Raw genomic sequence first — 16,614 nt, 5'->3', positions numbered from 1 at the left:
CCAGTATAAGTTTCAACATCTGTTTATGGCTATTCTGATGCTGCTTGTAGTCATCAATAAAACACTCATTAATAAACACACAGGAATGTGGATAATATGCGTAAACTTGGACTGATGTCAGTATTGCTGATGGCGGGAGGATTATATTCCACTCAGGCATCGGCATGGTGGTGGAGCAATCAGGATTGGCAGGTCTCTGATGGTTGGCGCAATGGCGGGTCAGAATTTGACTGCACCTGGCGCGCCGCCAACGTCTGGATGGAGTCCGGCACGGCCATCCTCCATGCGAAATCCGACAAAGGAAACAAGAGCTGCGCTGAGCTGCGAACCTACAACTACACCCGCAAGGGTCGTTATGAGGTGCAGATGCAGGCAGGATCGGTGCCCGGCACCATCAGCTCCTTCTTTACCTATACCGGAGATGCAGGCACCAGCTCTCACTATGAAGTCGACATCGAGCTGATGGGGGGCACCAACCTGCTCCATACCAACGTCTGGATCCAGGGGCGTCAGTATCCCCAGGACATCGACCTGGGCAAGTACGGTATCTCCATCTGGAACATGGAGCGCTACGCCTTCAACATCGACGAGGCGGGAGTCACCTGGCAGGTCTTCAGCCGTACCCAGAACAAATGGGTGAGCGTGCGCCGCGAGAGCCGCCCCGTCACCAGCTGGATGCAAACGTTTGTGAATAACTGGATCAGCGCCAACCCGAGCTTCCCGCCCAGCTCCTACAACGGCCAGCCCGTCTACGCCAAATACAAGTACGCCAATGTGACGCCCTGGGAGTGATCGCGATGGTCAACTAAATCCGGGCACACGGCGGCATACCCAAAACCGAAGACACAAAAAAGCCCAACTGAATAAATCAGTTGGGCTATATGGATGGCGGAGGAGGTGGGATTTGAACCCACGGATGGTCGCCCATCGCCGGTTTTCAAGACCGGTGCATTCAGCCGCTCTGCCACCCCTCCGCAGCAGTGCGACGCATATTACCCATGCCCCCAGCCCTTGTAAATCCCCACTCCGTTTGTTTGCCCATTTATTGGGCTATCTGGCGCACAAAACCGGCAAAACCGCTGCAAACCGTGCTTTTTCAAGCGTATGGCTTGACTTGAAAACAGACTCACCCACTATAGGGGCCACTACCACATCCCCAGCAAGATGGACTTATGAGAATCAAACATGCCCTGTTCGCCGCCCTGACCGGCGCGACCCTGCTTGCGGCGCCCGTGCAGGCGAGCGAGCTGACCAAGAGCGATGTCGAGCAGATCGTGCGCGACTATCTGGTCAAGAATCCGGAGATCCTGGTCGAGATGTCCAACGCCCTGCGTGCCAAGCAGGAGAGCCAGCAGGCCGAGAACGACAAGACGCTGATAGAAGCCCATGCCAAGCAGCTCTTCGCCAACCAGGATCCCGAGAGCGGCAATCCCAAGGGCAGCCTGACGGTGGTGGAGTTCTTCGACTACAACTGCGGCTACTGCAAGCGCGCTCATCCTCTCATTCAGCAACTGCTCTCTGAGGACAAGGAGATCCGCTACATCTACAAGCAGTTCCCCATCCTGAGCGAAACCTCCTACTATGCCGCCCGCGCGGCGCTGGCGGTGAAGCTCGGCCAGCCCGACAAATACCAGACCTTCCACGACAAGCTGTACGCCCATCAGGGGCCCCTCTCCGACGAAGCCCAGGTGAAAGACGTCGCCAGGGCCGCCGGCGTGGACTGGAGCAAGGTAGAGGCGAAGATCAAGGACGGGAGCATCGATCAGAATCTGGGTACCAACCGGGCGCTGGCCGAAGCCATGGCCATTTCCGGCACCCCGGCTTTCATCATCGGCGATCAGATCCTGCGCGGCGCACCGCGGGATCTGGCCAGCCTCAAGGCCATCATCAAGGATGTCCGCGCCGGCAAGAGCATCCAGTAACCCGCGCGTTGTTCATGAAAAAACGCCCCGGCATGCCGGGGCGTTTTGCTATTCAGGCTGCAAACCATCAGGTCGCGAGAAGCTGTCAGCAAGGCGAAGAGCAGCGCATGACCCTTGATCACGGCTTCGCAGCAGGGCCATAACCGTTCGGGTTCTGGCTTTGCCAGCGCCAGGTATCGATCATCATCTGCTCCAGCCCCCGCTCGGCCTGCCAGCCCAGCTCGTCACGGGCCAGGGCCGGTTCAGCCCAGCACTCGGCAATATCGCCGGGGCGACGGGGCTTGATCTGGTAGGGAATGGCACGGCCACTGGCTGCCTCGAACGCCTTGACCATCTCCAGCACGGAATAGCCCTGACCGGTGCCGAGGTTATAGGTGAAGACGCCGGTATCACTCTTGATGCGGGCCAACGCTTTGAGGTGACCGATGGCGAGATCCACCACGTGGATATAGTCGCGCACCCCGGTGCCGTCCGGCGTCGGGTAGTCGTTGCCAAAGACCCCCAGCTCCTTGAGCTTGCCCACGCCAACCTGACTGATGTAAGGCAGCAGGTTGTTGGGGATGCCGTTGGGATCTTCACCGATGAGGCCGCTCTCGTGAGCCCCCACCGGGTTGAAGTAGCGCAGCAGCACAATGGCCCAGCGAGGATCGGATTTGGAGAGGTCACGCAGGATCTCTTCGACCATCAGCTTGGAGCGGCCATAGGGGTTGGTGGCGCTGGTGGGGAAATCTTCCCGCAGGGGTACCGAGGCCGGATCCCCATAGACGGTGGCCGAGGAGCTGAACACCAGCCGGAACACGCCGGCCCTGGCCATCTCTTCGCACAGCACCAGGGTGCCGGTCACGTTGTTCTGATAGTAGGTAAGCGGGATCTGGCCGGATTCCCCCACCGCCTTGAGGCCGGCGAAGTGGATCACGGATGCTATCTTGTGTTCGGCAAACAGCCGCTGCAGGCAAGCTCTGTCCAGAATGTCCCCTTCCACGAAGGTGACCGGCTTGCCGGTGATCCGCTCGACCCGTTTGAGCGATTCGGGGGAAGCGTTGGAGAGGTTGTCCAGTACTACGACCTGCTGCCCGGTACCAAGCAGCTCGACCAGGGTGTGGGAACCGATGTAACCGGCTCCCCCCGTCACCAGAATTGTCATTTTTTATCCCGTACTTTGCTGAAACTGGGGTTGAGTCTACCCGCACGACCCGCCCGGGAAAAGCTCGGGATACCAATGACGCCCGTCAATACTCCAGGCTCACATCCCCTCTGGCGGTGCAGGAACAGGCCAGCGCCACCCCGTTCTCGAGGTCCTGCGCGCTCAGGGTCATCACGCTCTGGCGCTCGATTTCGCCTTCCGTGGTGCAGCGGCAGGCGCCGCACACCCCGGCGCGGCAAGCGGCCATCATGGTCTCCCCCGCCCCCTCCAGTGCCGCCAGCAGGGTCTGGCCAGGCAGTATCTTCACTTTCTTGCCGCTCTTTTTCAGGGTCAGCCAGAAGTGGTCGCTATCGACCTCAACTGGAGCCGCGCCCGATGTAACAGCAGGCAGACCGAATGACTCCTGGTGCAACTGTGCTGCCGGCAGTCCCAGCTCCGCCAGCATGGTGCAGACGGCGGTCATGTAGGGGGCTGGGCCACACAGATAGACATGGCGGCTCAAGAGATCCGGCGCCAGTTCCTTGAGCATCCCCGGTGTGAGCCGGCCAACCCAGGGATGAGCCGTTGGCGCCTCTTCCCCTACTTTCTCCAGCACTAAAGCATGGCGCACACCGGCATGCTCCTCGGCCAGTGAAGCCAGTTCCCTCGCGAAGATCACATCCCCGGGGGTTCTGGCGCTGTGAATAAAGCGGATATCGGCGTCCGGCCGCTTGGCGAGCTCGTCCCGCAGCATGGCCCACATGGGGGTGATACCGGAGCCGGCGCTGAGCAGCAGCGGCCGCTCGCAGGGCAAAGCAGTCAGGTGGAAGTCGCCGAAGGGGCCGTCTACCCGGATCTCGTCCCCCACTTGCAGGCTCTGGTGCAGATGGTGAGAGACCAGCCCCACATCCTTGATGGTGACCTGCCAGAAAGGATCCTGCGGGCTGGAGGAGAGGGTGTAGGCGCGGCAGTGAGGCTGGCCGTCAATCATCGTGTGCAGGGTGACGCACTGACCGGCCAGCACGGAGGGCAGGTCGCCAGCCAGGGGTTCAAATTGCCAGCTCGCCACGTCGTGGGTCTCTGCCTGGCGACCTATACAGCGCAGGCTCAAAGAGGTGGAGGTCATCGCAAGGCTCCTCTTGCTCGGAAATAGCGTTGAAAAAAGGCGAGCCATCAGGCTCGCCAAAGGCTTACAACATGCTGAGCGTGTAAGGCTGTGTCTTTGCTCAGGCCGCCAGGATCTCGGCGAGATCCGCGTCTGCCGTGGTGGTTCCTTTCAGGCCGAACTGCTCCTCCAGCACCTTGAGCAGGGCCGGGGTGAGGAAGGCCGGGGCGGTCGGGCCGGTGCGGATGTCCTTCACGCCGAGCGCCAGCAGGGTGAGCAAAATGACGATGGCTTTTTGCTCGAACCAGGAGAGCACCAGGGTCAGGGGCAGATCGTTGACGCCGCACTCGAACGCGTCGGCGAGCGCCAGGGCCAGCTGGATGGCGGAGTAGGCATCATTGCACTGACCCACATCCAGCAGACGGGGAATGCCGCCGATGTCGCCGAAATCGAGCTTGTTGAACTTGTACTTGCCGCAGCCCAGGGTCAGCAGCAGGCTGTCCTGCGGGATCGCCTTGGCAAACTCGGTGTAGTAGGCGCGCTCGGCACGGTCGCCGTCACATCCCCCCACCAGGAAGAAGTGGCTGATTTCGCCAGCCTTGACCTTGTCGATCACTGCGGGAGCGGCCTGCATCAGGGCGTTGCGGGCAAAACCGATGGTGATGAAGTGCTCGAGCTCAACGTGCTTGAAGCCTTCCAGCGCTTGCGCCTTGGCGATAACGGCACAGAAATCGTCCCCTTCCAGGTGGGTCACACCGGGCCAGCCGACGATGGAGCGGGTGAAGATGCGATCGCTGTAGTTGCCCACGTTCGGGTCGATGATGCAGTTGGAGGTCATCACCACGGCGCCCGGGAAATTGGCAAACTCCTTCTGCTGGTTCTGCCAGGCGGAGCCGTAGTTGCCCACCAGGTGCGGGTACTGCTTGAAGAAGGGGTAGGCCAGGGCCGGCAGCATCTCGCCATGGGTGTAGACGTTGATGCCAGTGCCCCTGGTCTGCTCCAGGATGAGCTTGAGATCCACCATGTCGTGACCGGAGACCAGAATGCACTTGCCCGGTACCGGAGTGACGCGTACCTGGGTCGGCTCGGGGTGGCCGAAGGCGGTGGTTTCACCGAGATCCAGCATCTCCATGATCTTGAAGTTGAGCAGGCCAATCTCCATGGCGCACTTGAACAGGGGATCCAGATCGCAGGGATCCGTGCCGAGCCAGCTCATGATGCGATGGAATTCGGCGGCAACCCCGGCATCCTGCTGATCCAGCACCCGGGCGTGTTCCATGTAGGCGGCGGCGCCCTTGAGGCCGTAGAGGCAGAGCAAGCGCAGCCCCATGATGTCTTCGTTGACGTCGTTTTTGCCCCGGTTGACCGCGGTCTGCGGCGCCTGGGCAAGCTGGGCCAGCAGATCGGCACCCGGCTCGAAGCTGGCCGCGGCGGGCAGTGTATCGGCCTGCACCGCCAGCGGTGCCAGCTTGGCGGCCAGTTGCTGGCGATAGGCCAGCGCCTGGTTGACGTAGGCGACGATGCGAGCGGAGTCGAAGTTGACGTTGGTGAGGGTGGCAAAGAACGCCTTGGGCACGAAAGCGTCTATTTCGCTGTCGACGATGCCGTGCTCGCGGGCCGCCAGGGCCCAGGCGCTGAGCCCTTGCAGGGTATAGATCAGCACATCCTGCAGATCAGAAGTTTCAGCCGTCTTGCCGCACATGCCTTGTGCATAGGCGCAGCCGTTGCCTGCCGGGGTACGAATTGTCTGTTCACATTGCACACAAAACATCATGCCTCTCCTAATTGGACATTTCAGTTGTCTGTTTTGTGGCGATTCTATTCCCCTCCTGGAAAACTTAATAGGCATTCAATTTACCAATTAACATTTCATTGATGTAGATCAAATAGAAAAAAGCCGCCCAAATCGGGCGGCAAGCGGGTGGGAAATCAAGGAGAGACAACTCGGGTTTGCAACAACAGGGGCAATGATACGGGCCGGAGCATGGGCAGCCGGCCCCAGGTTCATCAGGCCAGATAGGCGCGCAGCATCCAGACCAGTTTCTCCTGCTGCTGCACATAGTCGGAGAGGATGGACGCAGTCCCTTCATCACCGGCATCGGCGGCCTGACCCAGGATGCGGCGCTGGGCAACCAGCAGTTCGCGGAAGCTCGCTAGCAGGGATTCCACGCAGGCACGACCGTCATGCAGCCCCTTCTGCTCGGGGATGGCAGACACCTGGATGTAGTCGCTGAAACTGTGCAGGGGCACCCCATCCAGGGTCAGGATGCGTTCGGCCAGGGCATCGACTTTCAGCAGCAGGTCGTTGTAGATCTCTTCGAATTTCAGGTGCAGCTCGAAGAACTGGTTGCCGCGGATGTTCCAGTGGAAGCCACGGACGTTCATGTAGAGGATCTGGTAGCTGGCCAGCAGCTTGTTGAGCTCGGCGGCCAGAGCTTGTGATTGAACGGTATCAAGACCAATGGGGCTCTTCATGATTCACCTCCAGGTGGTAAGCATTATCGGGAACGGAGTCAGCTTATCCAGAAGCAGACTCAAAGGACAATCGTCTGTGCCTTGCCGATCCATAGCCAATGGCTATCGTCGGCAAAAAATGTACCGGCTTTCATTGCTCAAGCCGTTCGATATAGAGGATCACCTCGCCGAGATGAATGCCGAACTTGCTGATCTTCGCGCGGTTGATCAGGCGATCGTCGTCCAGCAGATACATCCAGTCATCGAAGCTCACCCTCACCACGCTCTCATCCGGCAGTGCCAGATCGAGTTGATAACGCCAGTTGAGGGCAAAGCCCTCTGTCTTGCCTACCGCCTCCCCCACCACGTCTGAAGCCGTGCCGCGCCAGTGGCCATCCGCCCCCTTGCTCAAAAACCAGGTGCGGGTCTGCCGACGGCCATCATCGAAGTAAAACTGCTCGAACAGCTCCCCCTTGCCCTCTCGCCAGTGCCCCTGCATCTCGACCCGAAAGCGACTGGTCACTTCGCCGCTGCGGTCCGTCACCAGGCCGTGGGCCACCAGCTTGCCATTGAAGAAACGGGCGAGATCCCAGCCCGGCCGGGAGCCGCGATAATCGTCAAGACCCGCGCCGCAACCAGAAAGCCACAGCAGGGGCAGCAACCAGGCAAGACGCCACCAGGAAGAGAACTTCATGGAATACTCCATCAGGATTGGCCGCGCAGGCGGCGGGTCAGAGCGGGATCCCGGCTGTCGTCAGTCAGCCAGATGGCAAGAAACGCGGGGGCGAAGGCGGGATCATCAAGAGAGCCAAGGAGGCGATCTCGCAACCAGAAGTGGCCCGTGCCTTGCTCGTCCACATAAAAAACCAGCTTGTCGCCGGGGGCGACATCCGGCCAGAGCGTGGCCAGTCGAGCCAGCCAGCGTTGGCGCTCACTCTCGCTGCCAAGGCCGAGCCGCTGCCACTCGGCGGCGGTCGCCTCCAGCAGATCCTGGCGCTCGATGGCCCTCGCGTAGGTAATGCTGAGGGCCTGCGGGTAGCGCCCCGGCTGATAGCGACCGCTCTCGCTGTAGAGGGTGGCGTCATAGAGCTTGAACCAGAGCCAGCGCATCTCCCCCTGTCCCACGGTGCGCAGCCCCTGCCAGGGGGCGGCAGCACTCTGGGCGGTCGCAAACAGTGGCAGGCTCAAGGCCGCCAGCAGCAGGCTAGTTCCACCCCATGTGCCAACGGGCGGGATCCTCCAGTTCATGCCAGTCCATCTCCTGTTCCTGCAGGGTGTTGATATCCTGCATCACCACGCTCGCCAGATGCCCCTGGGCATCGCGCTGGCAGGCCACCACCAGGTAGAAACGCTCGGCCAGCTCGCACTGGCCATCCCTGGTCCACTTGGAAAACAACAAGGTGTCGGTCGAAAAGGTGTTCATCTCGTCTCACCCTCCAGCTTGACCGTTACCCACAGGAGTACGGGTAACCACCACATCCAGATCACCGCCAGCAGCACTGCGCTTGTCCAGATGCCCCAGGGTAAGTTTACTGCCCCCATGGCGGCCCCCGCCATATAGGAGGAGGCGCCCCCCACCATGCCGAACAGCCCCTGTTGCCAGCGCGGCAAGGGGCGAAGCCAGCGAAGGCCGTGGGAGAGGGTCAGGGCGAAACCGCACCAGAGCAGCAACAGCCAGAGCGGAAAACCGGACGGAAAGTGAAACAGGCCGAGGCGCCAGAGCAGGATGTCGAGCAGGCAGCCAGCCAGGGCGACCGGGATGAGGCGCCAGTCCTGCCCACGGCGGGGGGAGAAGATGAAATGGAGCAGCAGCATCCCGAGCAGCGGGCCCGGTTGCTGCCATGTCACCGCCAGCAACCAGTAGAGGTTGAATCCCAGCAGGTGGGCCCACTGCCACATGATCAGCGGCCGCTTGCCGGCAAGTCCCCGGACCAGCCATGGGGCCCCGGCTTGGCAGCCTCCAGTTGCACCAGGCTGATGGCCCGCTCCCAGAATCCCCCTTCACAGTAGGCGAAATAGAAGTGCCAGAGCCGGATGAAATCCTGGCTGTAACCTAGCTTGGGCAGCTCTGGGGCCAGCGCCAGGAAGCGTTCGCACCAGTGGGCCAGGGTACGGGCATAGTGGTGGCCGTGATCGTGCAGCCGTACCAGCTGCATGTCGGTCTCCCGCGCCAGCAGACCCGCCATCTGGGAGACGCAGGGCAGGCAGCCTCCCGGGAAGATGTAGCGCTGGATGAAGTCCACCCCGCGCAGATACTGGGCGTGACGCTGATCGGCGATGGTGATGGCCTGGATCAGCAGGCGTCCGCCGGGCTTGAGCAGGCGCGACAACTGGCGGAAATAGTCGGGCAGGAAGGCGTGCCCCACCGCCTCGATCATCTCGATGGAGACCAGCTTGTCATAGCGTCCCTCCAGCTTGCGGTAATCCTCCAGCAGCAAGGTGATGCGATCCCCCAGCCCCTCCCGCTCGATCCACGCCTTGGCATAGTCGTGCTGGGCCCGGGAGATGGTCGTGGTGGTGACCCGGCAGCCGTAGTGACGGGCCGCATAGACGGCGAGACCGCCCCAGCCGGTGCCTATCTCCAGCAGGTGGTCGTCCGGCCCAAGCTCAAGCCGCTCACAGATGGTGCGCAGCTTGGCCTGCTGCCCCTCCTCCAGGGTGGCATCCGGGTGGGGATAGATGGCGCTCGAATACTGCATGTGATCGTCGAGAAAGCCCTGATAGAGGGTGTTGCCAAGGTCATAGTGGGCGGCGATGTTGGCACGCGAACCGGTCAGGGTATTGCGATTGAACCAGTGGCGCACCTTGTTGAACGGGAAGCTGAGCCAGCCGAGGCGCCGTTCCAGGGCGTCGAGCAGCGGCAGATTGCGGGCCAGCAGGCGCACCAGTGCCACCGGCTCCGGGCTGGTCCAGAGACCCTCCACCCAGGTCTCTCCTGCGGCGATGCTGCCCCCCAGCAGCAGGCGGCGATAAAACGCCGGATCCTGCACCACCAGCTCGGCATGCAGGTCGCTGCCCGCCTTGCCGAAACGGTGGCACTCGCTGCCGTCGTGGAGCACCAGCTGGCCCTGCTCAAGGCGCGCCAGCAATTTGAGCAGCAGTTGCTTGGCCCCCTTGTCGATGAAAGAGGCAGAGAGGGTTGATTGAGCAAGTTCCATTAGCGGCTCTCCGAATGGGTCAAGAGTGGAATCGTTCGGTTGGGATGAACCCGCACCATGGGCTGCTGACAACACCAGGAAGCGGAATTAAACGGGTGTGTCAGCGTCACGGGCGGCTCTCCGGATGGGTGAAGACGGGGGTGCGTTTGATAAAAAGGCGCAGGGCCTGCCAGTAGATCCCGAGCAGCACCTTCAGGGTCATCCAGGGCCAGCGAGCCAGCAGCGCCGCCAGCCCCTTGCGCGACAGCGGCGCGCGGCGCAGGGCCAGGGTGGCGTCAAACAGCTTGCTCTCACCGGATACGGGGTGGCTCTCGATATGGATCAGCGCCTCCTCTTTCGGCGCCCGGATGCGCCAGTGGTAGCGCATCCCCAGTCCCATGAAGGGGGAGACATGAAAATCCTTGTCATGGGGGGAGAGCGCCGCCAGATCCAGCAGGTAGTAGTGGCGCTCGTTCCAGGGGGTATTGGAGACCTCCGCCAGCAGGTAGCGGGTCTCCCCTGCCCGATCGCAGAAGTAGAAATTGACCGGGCTGAAATAAAACCCGAGGCAGCGCACGTTGCCAAGGAGCAGCACCCGCCCGCCGGGCTCCGCATCCCCCCCAAGGGCCGCCACCTTGTCCCAGACCGCCTGCTTGAGGGGCCCTTCGCTGCCCCGCAGATAGTCCTCGCGGCGAAACGAGAGCAGTCCGGCCCGCTCCACGGCAAACCAGCGCCCCTGCTCAAGCCCGGGCAGTTCGTCCAGATCCAGCCCCAGCATGAAGAGGCTGTATGAAAAAGCATGGGCCCTGGGGGCGAAGCGGCGATGGCGCACCGAGCCTTGCCAGATGGCGCTGATCCCCTCCCCCATTCCCTCGTCCCCTTGCGTCAAGGCCGCGGCGCCGCTCATAGCTCGGCCCCGAAGCGTCTGGCCACGTCCAGGGCGCTGCGCACCCCGTCCTCGTGAAAACCGTTGTACCAGTAAGCCCCGCAGAAGTGGGTATGCTGATGGCCACAGATCTCGCCCCGTCGCTGCTGGGCGGCGATAGAGCCCTGATTGAATACCGGATGATGATAGACGAAACGGCGCAACACTTTGCTCTCGTCCACCCGTCCACGGGGATTGAGGCTGACGCAGAAGGGCGCGGGGGAGCTCACCCCCTGCAGGATGTTCATGTTGTAGCTCACCAGGGGGCGCGCCCCGTCATCCTCACCGAGCTGGTAGTTCCAGCTCGCCCACGCCTTGCGGCGCATCGGCAGGCAGGAGGCGTCGGTGTGCAGCCAGACGTCGTTGGCCTGATAGGGCATGTTCCCGAGGATGGCCCTCTCTCCCTCGCTCGCATCCGCCAGCAGGGCGAGGGCCTGATCGCTGTGACAGGCGAAGATCACCTCGTCAAAATGGGCCTCCTGCCCCTGGCTGGTGACCACGACGCCATCCGCCACCCGGCGCACCGCCTCCACCGGGGTAGCGAGGCGGATGCGCGACTGCCAGCCCGCCGTGAGCGGCCCTATGTACTCTCGCGAGCCTCCCGGGATCACATACCACTGGGGTCGGTTCGCCACCTCCAGCAGCCCGTGGTTGGCGAAAAAACGCAGAAAGAAGCTCAAGGGGAAGGCACGCATGTCCGCCAGGGTGGAGGACCAGATGGCCGCTCCCATGGGCAGGATGTAGTGGCGGGCGAAATAGTCGCTGAATTTCCCCCCCTGCAGGAAGTCCCCCAGGGTCAGCTCGGGGGTCAGCTCCCGCTGGCGATGCGCGGCCAGCCAGGCCCGCGCCTCCCGGTTGAAGCGCAGTATCTCGGCGACGAAGCGATAGAAGCGCGGGCTCAGCAGATTGCGGCGCCGGGCGAACAGGGTATCGAGGTTGTGACCGTTGTACTCCATCCCCTCGGGACTCTTGACCGAGAAGCTCATCTCGGCGGGTTGGCGCCCCACCCCGATGCGCTCCAGCAATTTGAGGAAGTTGGGATAGGTGCGGTCATTGAAGACGATGAAGCCGGTGTCGATGGCATAGTGGCGCCCAGCCTGTTCCACCTCCACGGTGGCGGTGTGGCCTCCCAGGGTCGGCGCCGCCTCGAACAGGGTGATGTCATGCAGCTTGTGGAGCAGAAAACCGGCGGTGAGACCGGAGATACCGGAGCCGACGATGGCGATCTTTTTCTTCATGAAGGGCGTCCTTTCGAAACGAGTGTGCGGCCAAGGCGCAGCCAGAGCCCCGTCGGCAGAGCGCCGAGCAGGCGCAGCAGCCAGATGAAGCGACGGGGAAAGTGGATCTGGTGGCGACCGGCGGCAAGCCCCGTCATGATGGCGCGGGAAGCCTCTTCCACCGTCACCAGGCAGGGCATGGGAAAATCATTCTTGTCGGTGAGCGGCGTCTGCACGAAGCCCGGGCGGATCAGGGTCACCCCGATGCCCTTGCTGGCCAGATCCAGGCGCAGCGTATCCGCCAGATAATCGAGGGCCGCCTTGGAGGCGCCATAGGCCTCCGCCCGTGGCAGGGGCAGCCAGCTCACCGAGGAGCTGACGATGGCAAGCCGTCCACCCGCCCCCAGCCGCGGCAACAAGGCGGCCAGCGCGTTGCCGGTGGCGATGAGGTTGGTCTCGATGACCCGGGCAAACAGGGCGCCGTCAAAGCCTTCTGCCGGATCCATGTATTCACAGTTGCCCGCATTGAGAATGAGCAGGTCAAGGGCGGGCAGGCTTGCGGCCACCCCGGCCATGGCGGCGCTGTCGCGCGCATCGAATCGCAAAGGGGTGATCCCCTGGTCGGCCAGTGCCTGCAAGCGCGCCTCGTCCCGGCCACAACCCCACACCTGCCAGCCGGCGCGCCGATAATCCAGCGCCAGCTGGCGGCCGATGCCCGAGGTGGCCCCGGTGATCAGCACCCGGCCGCTCATGTCCCCAGCCTCCCCTTGATGGCCCGTACCACGGGCCCCAGCAGCGGCAACTGCTCGTAGAGCATGGCCCCGAGATCGAAGTAGTCCCGGTGCAGGCACACCTTGCCCCAGGAGTCGAACGTCAGCCGGGTGGCCCCCTCCACCCTGACGGCCCGACCACCGGCAATCCTGGGGTGGGAGAAGGTCATGACCCAGGCGAGCCAGGCTTCGTTGCCCGACTGCTGCTGACTCGTTATCTCGAAACTGCACTGGGCAAGGCGCTCATAAAGGGAGGAAAAGTAGCGGGTGAGCGCGGCCAGCCCCTCTATCCGGTGCGCAGGATCGATGAAGAGCACCTCATCGGCATAGACCTCCGGCAAGCGGTGCAACTGATGCTTGTCCAGTTGCAGATAGAGGATGACAAAGCGGGCCAGCGCGTCATTCATGCTAGTTTTTCTCCAGTTCGCGGAACATCTCGATGGCCCTCACCCGTGCAACGGCATGATCCACCATGGGGGCCGGATAATCCTGCCGCCCCTTGAGCCGCAACCAGTCGTGGGGCTCGTGGAGATAGGCAGCAGGCACATCCGCCAGCTCAGTGACCCAGGTACGAATGAACTCCCCTTGTGGATCAAATCGTTGCCCCTGGGTGGTGGGGTTGAAGACCCGGAAATAGGGCGCCGCATCGGCCCCGGTCCCCGCCGCCCACTGCCAGCCACCATTGTTGGCCGCCAGATCCCCGTCGATGAGCCGACTCATAAAGTAGTCCTCCCCGAGCCGCCAGTGGATGTGGAGATCCTTGGTGAGGAAGCTCGCCACTATCATCCGCAGCCGGTTGTGCATCCAGCCGGTGGCGTTGAGGCAGCGCATGGCCGCATCCACCACGGGGTAACCGGTGCGCCCCTCGCACCAGGCGGCGAAGGCATCCGGATCCCAGCTCCACGGCAGGGCCGCCGTCTCCGGCTTGAAGGGGCGGTTCATGGAGAGGCTCGGGATCAGCACCAGCAAGTGGCGGTAGAACTCGCGCCAGATGAGCTCGTTGAGCCAGACAAAACCGGGTTGGGCCTTCGACTGGGGCCGGTAGCCGAGACGCTGCTGCAGTGCCCCCACGCACTGGCGGGCACTGATGATGCCCGCCGCCAGATAGGGGGAGAGCACGGAGGTGCCCGCCAGCGCCGGAAAGTCCCGGGTCTCGCCGTAATCGAGCACCGCCTGATCCAGAAAAACGTGCAATCGGCGGCTCGCCTCGGCCTCCCCCACCGGCCAGCGGGTGTCCGGCGTCAGATCCCCCATCCCGTCGTCCACCCACTCCCGCTCGGCCAGGGGCAGCCACGGCAACGGCTCGCCGCGTGGTGCGGGGGCACGGTGAATGACGAAGCCATCCTCCTCGAGAGCCTTGAGCCAGGCGCGGCTGAAGGGGGTGAAGACCTTGAACATCTCCCCCGACCCGGTCAGCACCCGACCGGGCGGCAGCACGCAGCAGCCGTTGAACCAGTGGCTGGTCAGGCCCTGCTCCCCCAGCGCGGCGCTGACGGCGTGGTCGCGGCGCAGCTCGTCAATCTCGATGGCCTGGTTGGCGTAGAGCTGGCTCACCCCGAGATCCCGGCAGAGCGCCGTCAGCGCCGTCGGCACCTCGGCAAAGGTCTCGACCCGCAGCAGATGAAGCGGAATGCCGAGGGCCGCCAGCTCTCGGCCCATGGCATCCACCTGTGCCAGCATGAAGCGCTGGCGGACCAGGGCCAGCTTGTGCGTCTGCCACTGGGTCGGCGAGACGATGAAGAGTGCGGCGACCGGTTCATCTCCGGCGCAGGCGTGGCGCAGGGCCGGGTTGTCGGCCAGACGCAGATCGTTGCGAAACCAGACCAGCCTCATGACGGTGTTCTCCCGCCCTTGCCCTTCGCCTTGGCAGTGCGGGGCGTCGCACTGACCTCTGCCAGGGTGGCGTGCCAGTTGCGGGCACGCCGCCACGGCTCATCGTAGAGGCGTCCCAGCTCGCCAAAGAAGCGGGTACCCGCAGGCCATTCGGCGGCCTGGTCCTGCTTGCCGAGCCCGGCCCCCAGCAGGATCAGCCAGGGGGGTGTGGCGCGCCCCTCCAGCAGGGTGGCATGGCGGGGCTCCACCGCCCCCAGCAGTTGCACCTCATATCCCTGACCGATGAGCTCATACGCAGCCCAGACCAGATCCATCGGCCCCACCTGCCCCCAGCTTGCCAGGGTGACGGGCACGCCCTTCTCCTGCTCGATGAGGTGGCGGGCGAAGCGGGTATGCAGCCAGCCGAGCCACACCTGTTGCAGCAGCTCGCCATCGGGGCGCTCGCGCCACAGCCCCAGCAGCCGCTCCACCAGGGGCTGCAGCACCCGGCTGCGCACCAGCTCGAAGGGGTAGCTCGCCAGCAGATCGCCAAGCTCGGCCTCCGCCTTGCGCTGGTTGAAGGCGAGCAGCGCCTGGCTGAACTGCTCCAGGGTCTGCTGCCAGTGGTCGCTCACCGGCGCACTCTGGGGCTCGCTCAGCAGCCCCTTCACCTGACCTATGCTCACCCCCCGCTCCAGCCAGCTCAGGATCTCGCCTATCTGGCGGATATCCTGCTCGCTGTAGAGGCGATGGCCCTTCTCGGTTCGGGCCGGTTGCACCAGCCCGTAGCGGCGCTGCCAGGCGCGCAGGGTGACGGCGTTGACGCCGGTGAGGCGGGAGACCTCGCGAATGGGGTAGACGCCCTCGTCGGGGAGAGGCGCGGCTGCTTGTGATTCATCAGACATGAGAGAGTCCATCAGACGTTGGGAAGAGGCCCCGGTCATCCACCAGGGCCTGCACAGAGGGTTCAGAGCCCGTAGCGCAGCTTGAGCGTGTCGGGATGAAGGTCGAGGTAGGCCTGATCGGCCAAATCCAGCCACACCTTCACAGCCCGTAACGCAATTTCAGCGTGTCGGGATGGGGATTGAGGTACACCTGCTCGGCGAGATAGGGGTTCGGGTACTCGCGCAGGTAGTGGCGGATCAGGGTAAGGGGCACCAGCAACGGGAAGACGCCGGTGCGGTACTTGTCGATGGTGTCGCACAGCTCCTGCTTCTGGGCCGGGGTCAGCACCCGCTTGAAGTAGCCCTGCAGGTGCATCAACACATTGGTGTGGCTGCGGCGGTTGGCCCGCAGGGTCAGCGCCGCCATCAACCCCTGGATGTAGCTGTCGGCCACCTCCTGCAAGTTGGCCTTGCCAAGGTTGGCGAGCAGGCGCCCCAGCGCCCGGTAGTGGGTGGTGGCGTGGGAGAGCACCAGGTACTTGTAGCGTGAATGGAAGCGGATCAGGGCTGAGGCAGTGATCCCCCGGGCGCAAAGCTGCTGCCAGTCGTGGTAGGCGAAGACCCGCAGCACGAAGTTCTCCCGCAGGATGGGGTCGCACAGGCGGCCATCTTCCTCCACCGGCAGCAGGGGGTTGGCCTCCATCAGCGCCTTGGCGAAGAGGCCGACCCCCTCCTTGGCGCTCCCCTCGTTGTTGGCGCCATAGATACGCACCCGCTCCATGCCGCAGCTGGGGGACTTGGCGCAGAGGATGTAGCCAGAGAGGAAGTCGAGCTGGCGTGCCTTCTGCTCGCTGAAGGCAATCAGCTTGTCGGTGACGTCGAAGCTGCCGTTGCTTGCCTCGGCCCGCACCTCGCCCTGGCGCTTCACCAGCCGGATGGCGGCGCGGGGTGCGCCCAGGCCAATAGCCATCTCGGGGCAGACGGGGTGATAGTCGAAATGGGCACCCAGATCCCGTTCGCAGAAACTGGATCGTTTGTGGCCCCCGTCGAAGCGCACTTCCTGGCCGAGCAGACAGGCACTGATACCGACCTTGATCTTGTACATGATGAAGCCCCTTGTATAAGCCTTGAGTAAGTTATAGCAGTTATACAAAAAATTGGAAGCTGTATAACTATTGCGAACTGATACGGCCAGGGGCGGCGGGCGGATCAGCACCCATAAAAAAACCCATGACCGAAGTCATGGGTAAAGGTGAAGACCCTGC

At 63.1% G+C, this 16,614-nt stretch carries 18 protein-coding genes and 1 tRNA gene; 2 read left to right on the top strand and 17 right to left on the bottom strand.

Annotation, left to right across the window (positions count from 1 at the left end; genetic code table 11):
* Positions 1-96: 96 nt before the first annotated feature.
* Positions 97-792, top strand: a complete 696-nt coding sequence (locus AB5Y80_RS00610) for a family 16 glycosylhydrolase (protein WP_080560416.1) — start codon at positions 97-99, stop codon at positions 790-792.
* Between the two features lie 94 nt (positions 793-886).
* Here AB5Y80_RS00610 and AB5Y80_RS00605 read toward each other — a convergent pair.
* A tRNA-Ser gene (locus tag AB5Y80_RS00605) sits at positions 887-974 on the bottom strand.
* 198 nt (positions 975-1,172) lie between these two features.
* On the opposite strand from AB5Y80_RS00605, the gene AB5Y80_RS00600 reads away from it, so the two are divergent.
* Positions 1,173-1,922 (top strand): DsbA family protein, encoded by a 750-nt coding sequence (locus AB5Y80_RS00600; RefSeq protein WP_104451745.1) that lies wholly within the window; start codon positions 1,173-1,175, stop codon positions 1,920-1,922.
* A 118-nt stretch (positions 1,923-2,040) separates the two neighbouring features.
* Here AB5Y80_RS00600 and galE read toward each other — a convergent pair whose 3' ends face one another.
* From galE to AB5Y80_RS00520, 16 genes are all read right to left on the bottom strand, one after another.
* On the bottom strand, positions 2,041-3,066 hold the full coding sequence (galE, locus tag AB5Y80_RS00595; protein ID WP_104454618.1) for a UDP-glucose 4-epimerase GalE: 1,026 nt from the start codon (positions 3,064-3,066) through the stop codon (positions 2,041-2,043).
* An 85-nt stretch (positions 3,067-3,151) separates the two neighbouring features.
* A complete protein-coding gene (locus AB5Y80_RS00590) occupies positions 3,152-4,171 on the bottom strand; it encodes an FAD-binding oxidoreductase (RefSeq protein ID WP_368172399.1) in 1,020 nt (339 codons plus the stop codon).
* Between the two features lie 100 nt (positions 4,172-4,271).
* On the bottom strand, positions 4,272-5,921 hold the full coding sequence (gene hcp / locus AB5Y80_RS00585; RefSeq protein WP_223942915.1) for a hydroxylamine reductase: 1,650 nt from the start codon (positions 5,919-5,921) through the stop codon (positions 4,272-4,274).
* A gap of 236 nt (positions 5,922-6,157) precedes the next feature.
* Complete coding sequence (locus AB5Y80_RS00580; protein ID WP_010673329.1) at positions 6,158-6,625, bottom strand: Dps family protein; 468 nt, start codon at positions 6,623-6,625, stop codon at positions 6,158-6,160.
* Between the two features lie 130 nt (positions 6,626-6,755).
* Positions 6,756-7,298, bottom strand: a complete 543-nt coding sequence (locus tag AB5Y80_RS00575; protein WP_080768134.1) for a DUF3833 domain-containing protein — start codon at positions 7,296-7,298, stop codon at positions 6,756-6,758.
* Positions 7,299-7,309: 11 nt separating this feature from the next.
* Positions 7,310-7,852 carry a chalcone isomerase family protein gene (locus AB5Y80_RS00570; RefSeq protein ID WP_164882099.1) on the bottom strand — a complete coding sequence of 181 codons (543 nt, stop codon included), beginning with the start codon at positions 7,850-7,852 and terminating at the stop codon, positions 7,310-7,312.
* On the bottom strand, positions 7,809-8,027 hold the full coding sequence (locus AB5Y80_RS00565; protein ID WP_010673326.1) for a TIGR02450 family Trp-rich protein: 219 nt from the start codon (positions 8,025-8,027) through the stop codon (positions 7,809-7,811). Before AB5Y80_RS00565 ends, AB5Y80_RS00570 begins: the two co-directional genes overlap by 44 nt.
* Positions 8,024-8,503 (bottom strand): DUF2878 domain-containing protein, encoded by a 480-nt coding sequence (locus tag AB5Y80_RS00560; RefSeq protein ID WP_045523634.1) that lies wholly within the window; start codon positions 8,501-8,503, stop codon positions 8,024-8,026. The genes AB5Y80_RS00565 and AB5Y80_RS00560 overlap by 4 nt, the downstream gene beginning before the upstream one ends.
* A gap of 2 nt (positions 8,504-8,505) precedes the next feature.
* Positions 8,506-9,762, bottom strand: coding sequence for a cyclopropane-fatty-acyl-phospholipid synthase family protein (locus AB5Y80_RS00555; RefSeq protein ID WP_010673324.1), 1,257 nt, complete (start codon positions 9,760-9,762; stop codon positions 8,506-8,508).
* A gap of 106 nt (positions 9,763-9,868) precedes the next feature.
* Complete coding sequence (locus tag AB5Y80_RS00550; protein WP_042017709.1) at positions 9,869-10,648, bottom strand: DUF1365 domain-containing protein; 780 nt, start codon at positions 10,646-10,648, stop codon at positions 9,869-9,871.
* A complete protein-coding gene (locus AB5Y80_RS00545) occupies positions 10,645-11,904 on the bottom strand; it encodes an NAD(P)/FAD-dependent oxidoreductase (RefSeq protein ID WP_202015789.1) in 1,260 nt (419 codons plus the stop codon). Before AB5Y80_RS00545 ends, AB5Y80_RS00550 begins: the two co-directional genes overlap by 4 nt.
* Positions 11,901-12,635, bottom strand: a complete 735-nt coding sequence (locus AB5Y80_RS00540) for an SDR family NAD(P)-dependent oxidoreductase (protein ID WP_323940405.1) — start codon at positions 12,633-12,635, stop codon at positions 11,901-11,903. Before AB5Y80_RS00540 ends, AB5Y80_RS00545 begins: the two co-directional genes overlap by 4 nt.
* Positions 12,632-13,060, bottom strand: a complete 429-nt coding sequence (locus AB5Y80_RS00535; RefSeq protein ID WP_010673320.1) for a nuclear transport factor 2 family protein — start codon at positions 13,058-13,060, stop codon at positions 12,632-12,634. Before AB5Y80_RS00535 ends, AB5Y80_RS00540 begins: the two co-directional genes overlap by 4 nt.
* Position 13,061: 1 nt before the next feature.
* Positions 13,062-14,486, bottom strand: coding sequence for a deoxyribodipyrimidine photo-lyase (gene phrB / locus AB5Y80_RS00530; RefSeq protein ID WP_368172398.1), 1,425 nt, complete (start codon positions 14,484-14,486; stop codon positions 13,062-13,064).
* The gene (locus AB5Y80_RS00525) at positions 14,483-15,370 is read right to left on the bottom strand and encodes a MerR family transcriptional regulator (RefSeq protein WP_368172397.1); all 888 of its coding nucleotides are present in this window, start codon (positions 15,368-15,370) and stop codon (positions 14,483-14,485) included. Before AB5Y80_RS00525 ends, phrB begins: the two co-directional genes overlap by 4 nt.
* A gap of 139 nt (positions 15,371-15,509) precedes the next feature.
* Positions 15,510-16,454 carry a DUF523 and DUF1722 domain-containing protein gene (locus AB5Y80_RS00520; protein ID WP_010673317.1) on the bottom strand — a complete coding sequence of 315 codons (945 nt, stop codon included), beginning with the start codon at positions 16,452-16,454 and terminating at the stop codon, positions 15,510-15,512.
* Positions 16,455-16,614: the final 160 nt, after the last annotated feature.

The organism is Aeromonas sp. R2-1 (assembly GCF_040908425.1).
Taxonomy (GTDB): domain Bacteria; phylum Pseudomonadota; class Gammaproteobacteria; order Enterobacterales; family Aeromonadaceae; genus Aeromonas; species Aeromonas caviae.
This window is presented reverse-complemented; position numbering and strand designations above follow the sequence as displayed.

Coding starts and splice junctions, on each gene's coding strand:
- AB5Y80_RS00555 (WP_010673324.1), bottom strand. CDS start 9,762: ATGGAACTTGCTCAATCAACCCTCTCTGCCTCTTTCATCGACAAGGGG.
- AB5Y80_RS00575 (WP_080768134.1), bottom strand. CDS start 7,298: ATGAAGTTCTCTTCCTGGTGGCGTCTTGCCTGGTTGCTGCCCCTGCTG.
- AB5Y80_RS00525 (WP_368172397.1), bottom strand. CDS start 15,370: ATGTCTGATGAATCACAAGCAGCCGCGCCTCTCCCCGACGAGGGCGTC.
- hcp (WP_223942915.1), bottom strand. CDS start 5,921: ATGTTTTGTGTGCAATGTGAACAGACAATTCGTACCCCGGCAGGCAAC.
- AB5Y80_RS00570 (WP_164882099.1), bottom strand. CDS start 7,852: ATGAACTGGAGGATCCCGCCCGTTGGCACATGGGGTGGAACTAGCCTG.
- AB5Y80_RS00580 (WP_010673329.1), bottom strand. CDS start 6,625: ATGAAGAGCCCCATTGGTCTTGATACCGTTCAATCACAAGCTCTGGCC.
- AB5Y80_RS00545 (WP_202015789.1), bottom strand. CDS start 11,904: ATGAAGAAAAAGATCGCCATCGTCGGCTCCGGTATCTCCGGTCTCACC.
- AB5Y80_RS00560 (WP_045523634.1), bottom strand. CDS start 8,503: ATGTGGCAGTGGGCCCACCTGCTGGGATTCAACCTCTACTGGTTGCTG.
- AB5Y80_RS00590 (WP_368172399.1), bottom strand. CDS start 4,171: ATGACCTCCACCTCTTTGAGCCTGCGCTGTATAGGTCGCCAGGCAGAG.
- AB5Y80_RS00565 (WP_010673326.1), bottom strand. CDS start 8,027: ATGAACACCTTTTCGACCGACACCTTGTTGTTTTCCAAGTGGACCAGG.
- phrB (WP_368172398.1), bottom strand. CDS start 14,486: ATGAGGCTGGTCTGGTTTCGCAACGATCTGCGTCTGGCCGACAACCCG.
- AB5Y80_RS00550 (WP_042017709.1), bottom strand. CDS start 10,648: ATGAGCGGCGCCGCGGCCTTGACGCAAGGGGACGAGGGAATGGGGGAG.
- AB5Y80_RS00520 (WP_010673317.1), bottom strand. CDS start 16,454: ATGTACAAGATCAAGGTCGGTATCAGTGCCTGTCTGCTCGGCCAGGAA.
- AB5Y80_RS00600 (WP_104451745.1), top strand. CDS start 1,173: ATGAGAATCAAACATGCCCTGTTCGCCGCCCTGACCGGCGCGACCCTG.
- AB5Y80_RS00535 (WP_010673320.1), bottom strand. CDS start 13,060: ATGAATGACGCGCTGGCCCGCTTTGTCATCCTCTATCTGCAACTGGAC.
- AB5Y80_RS00540 (WP_323940405.1), bottom strand. CDS start 12,635: ATGAGCGGCCGGGTGCTGATCACCGGGGCCACCTCGGGCATCGGCCGC.
- galE (WP_104454618.1), bottom strand. CDS start 3,066: ATGACAATTCTGGTGACGGGGGGAGCCGGTTACATCGGTTCCCACACC.
- AB5Y80_RS00610 (WP_080560416.1), top strand. CDS start 97: ATGCGTAAACTTGGACTGATGTCAGTATTGCTGATGGCGGGAGGATTA.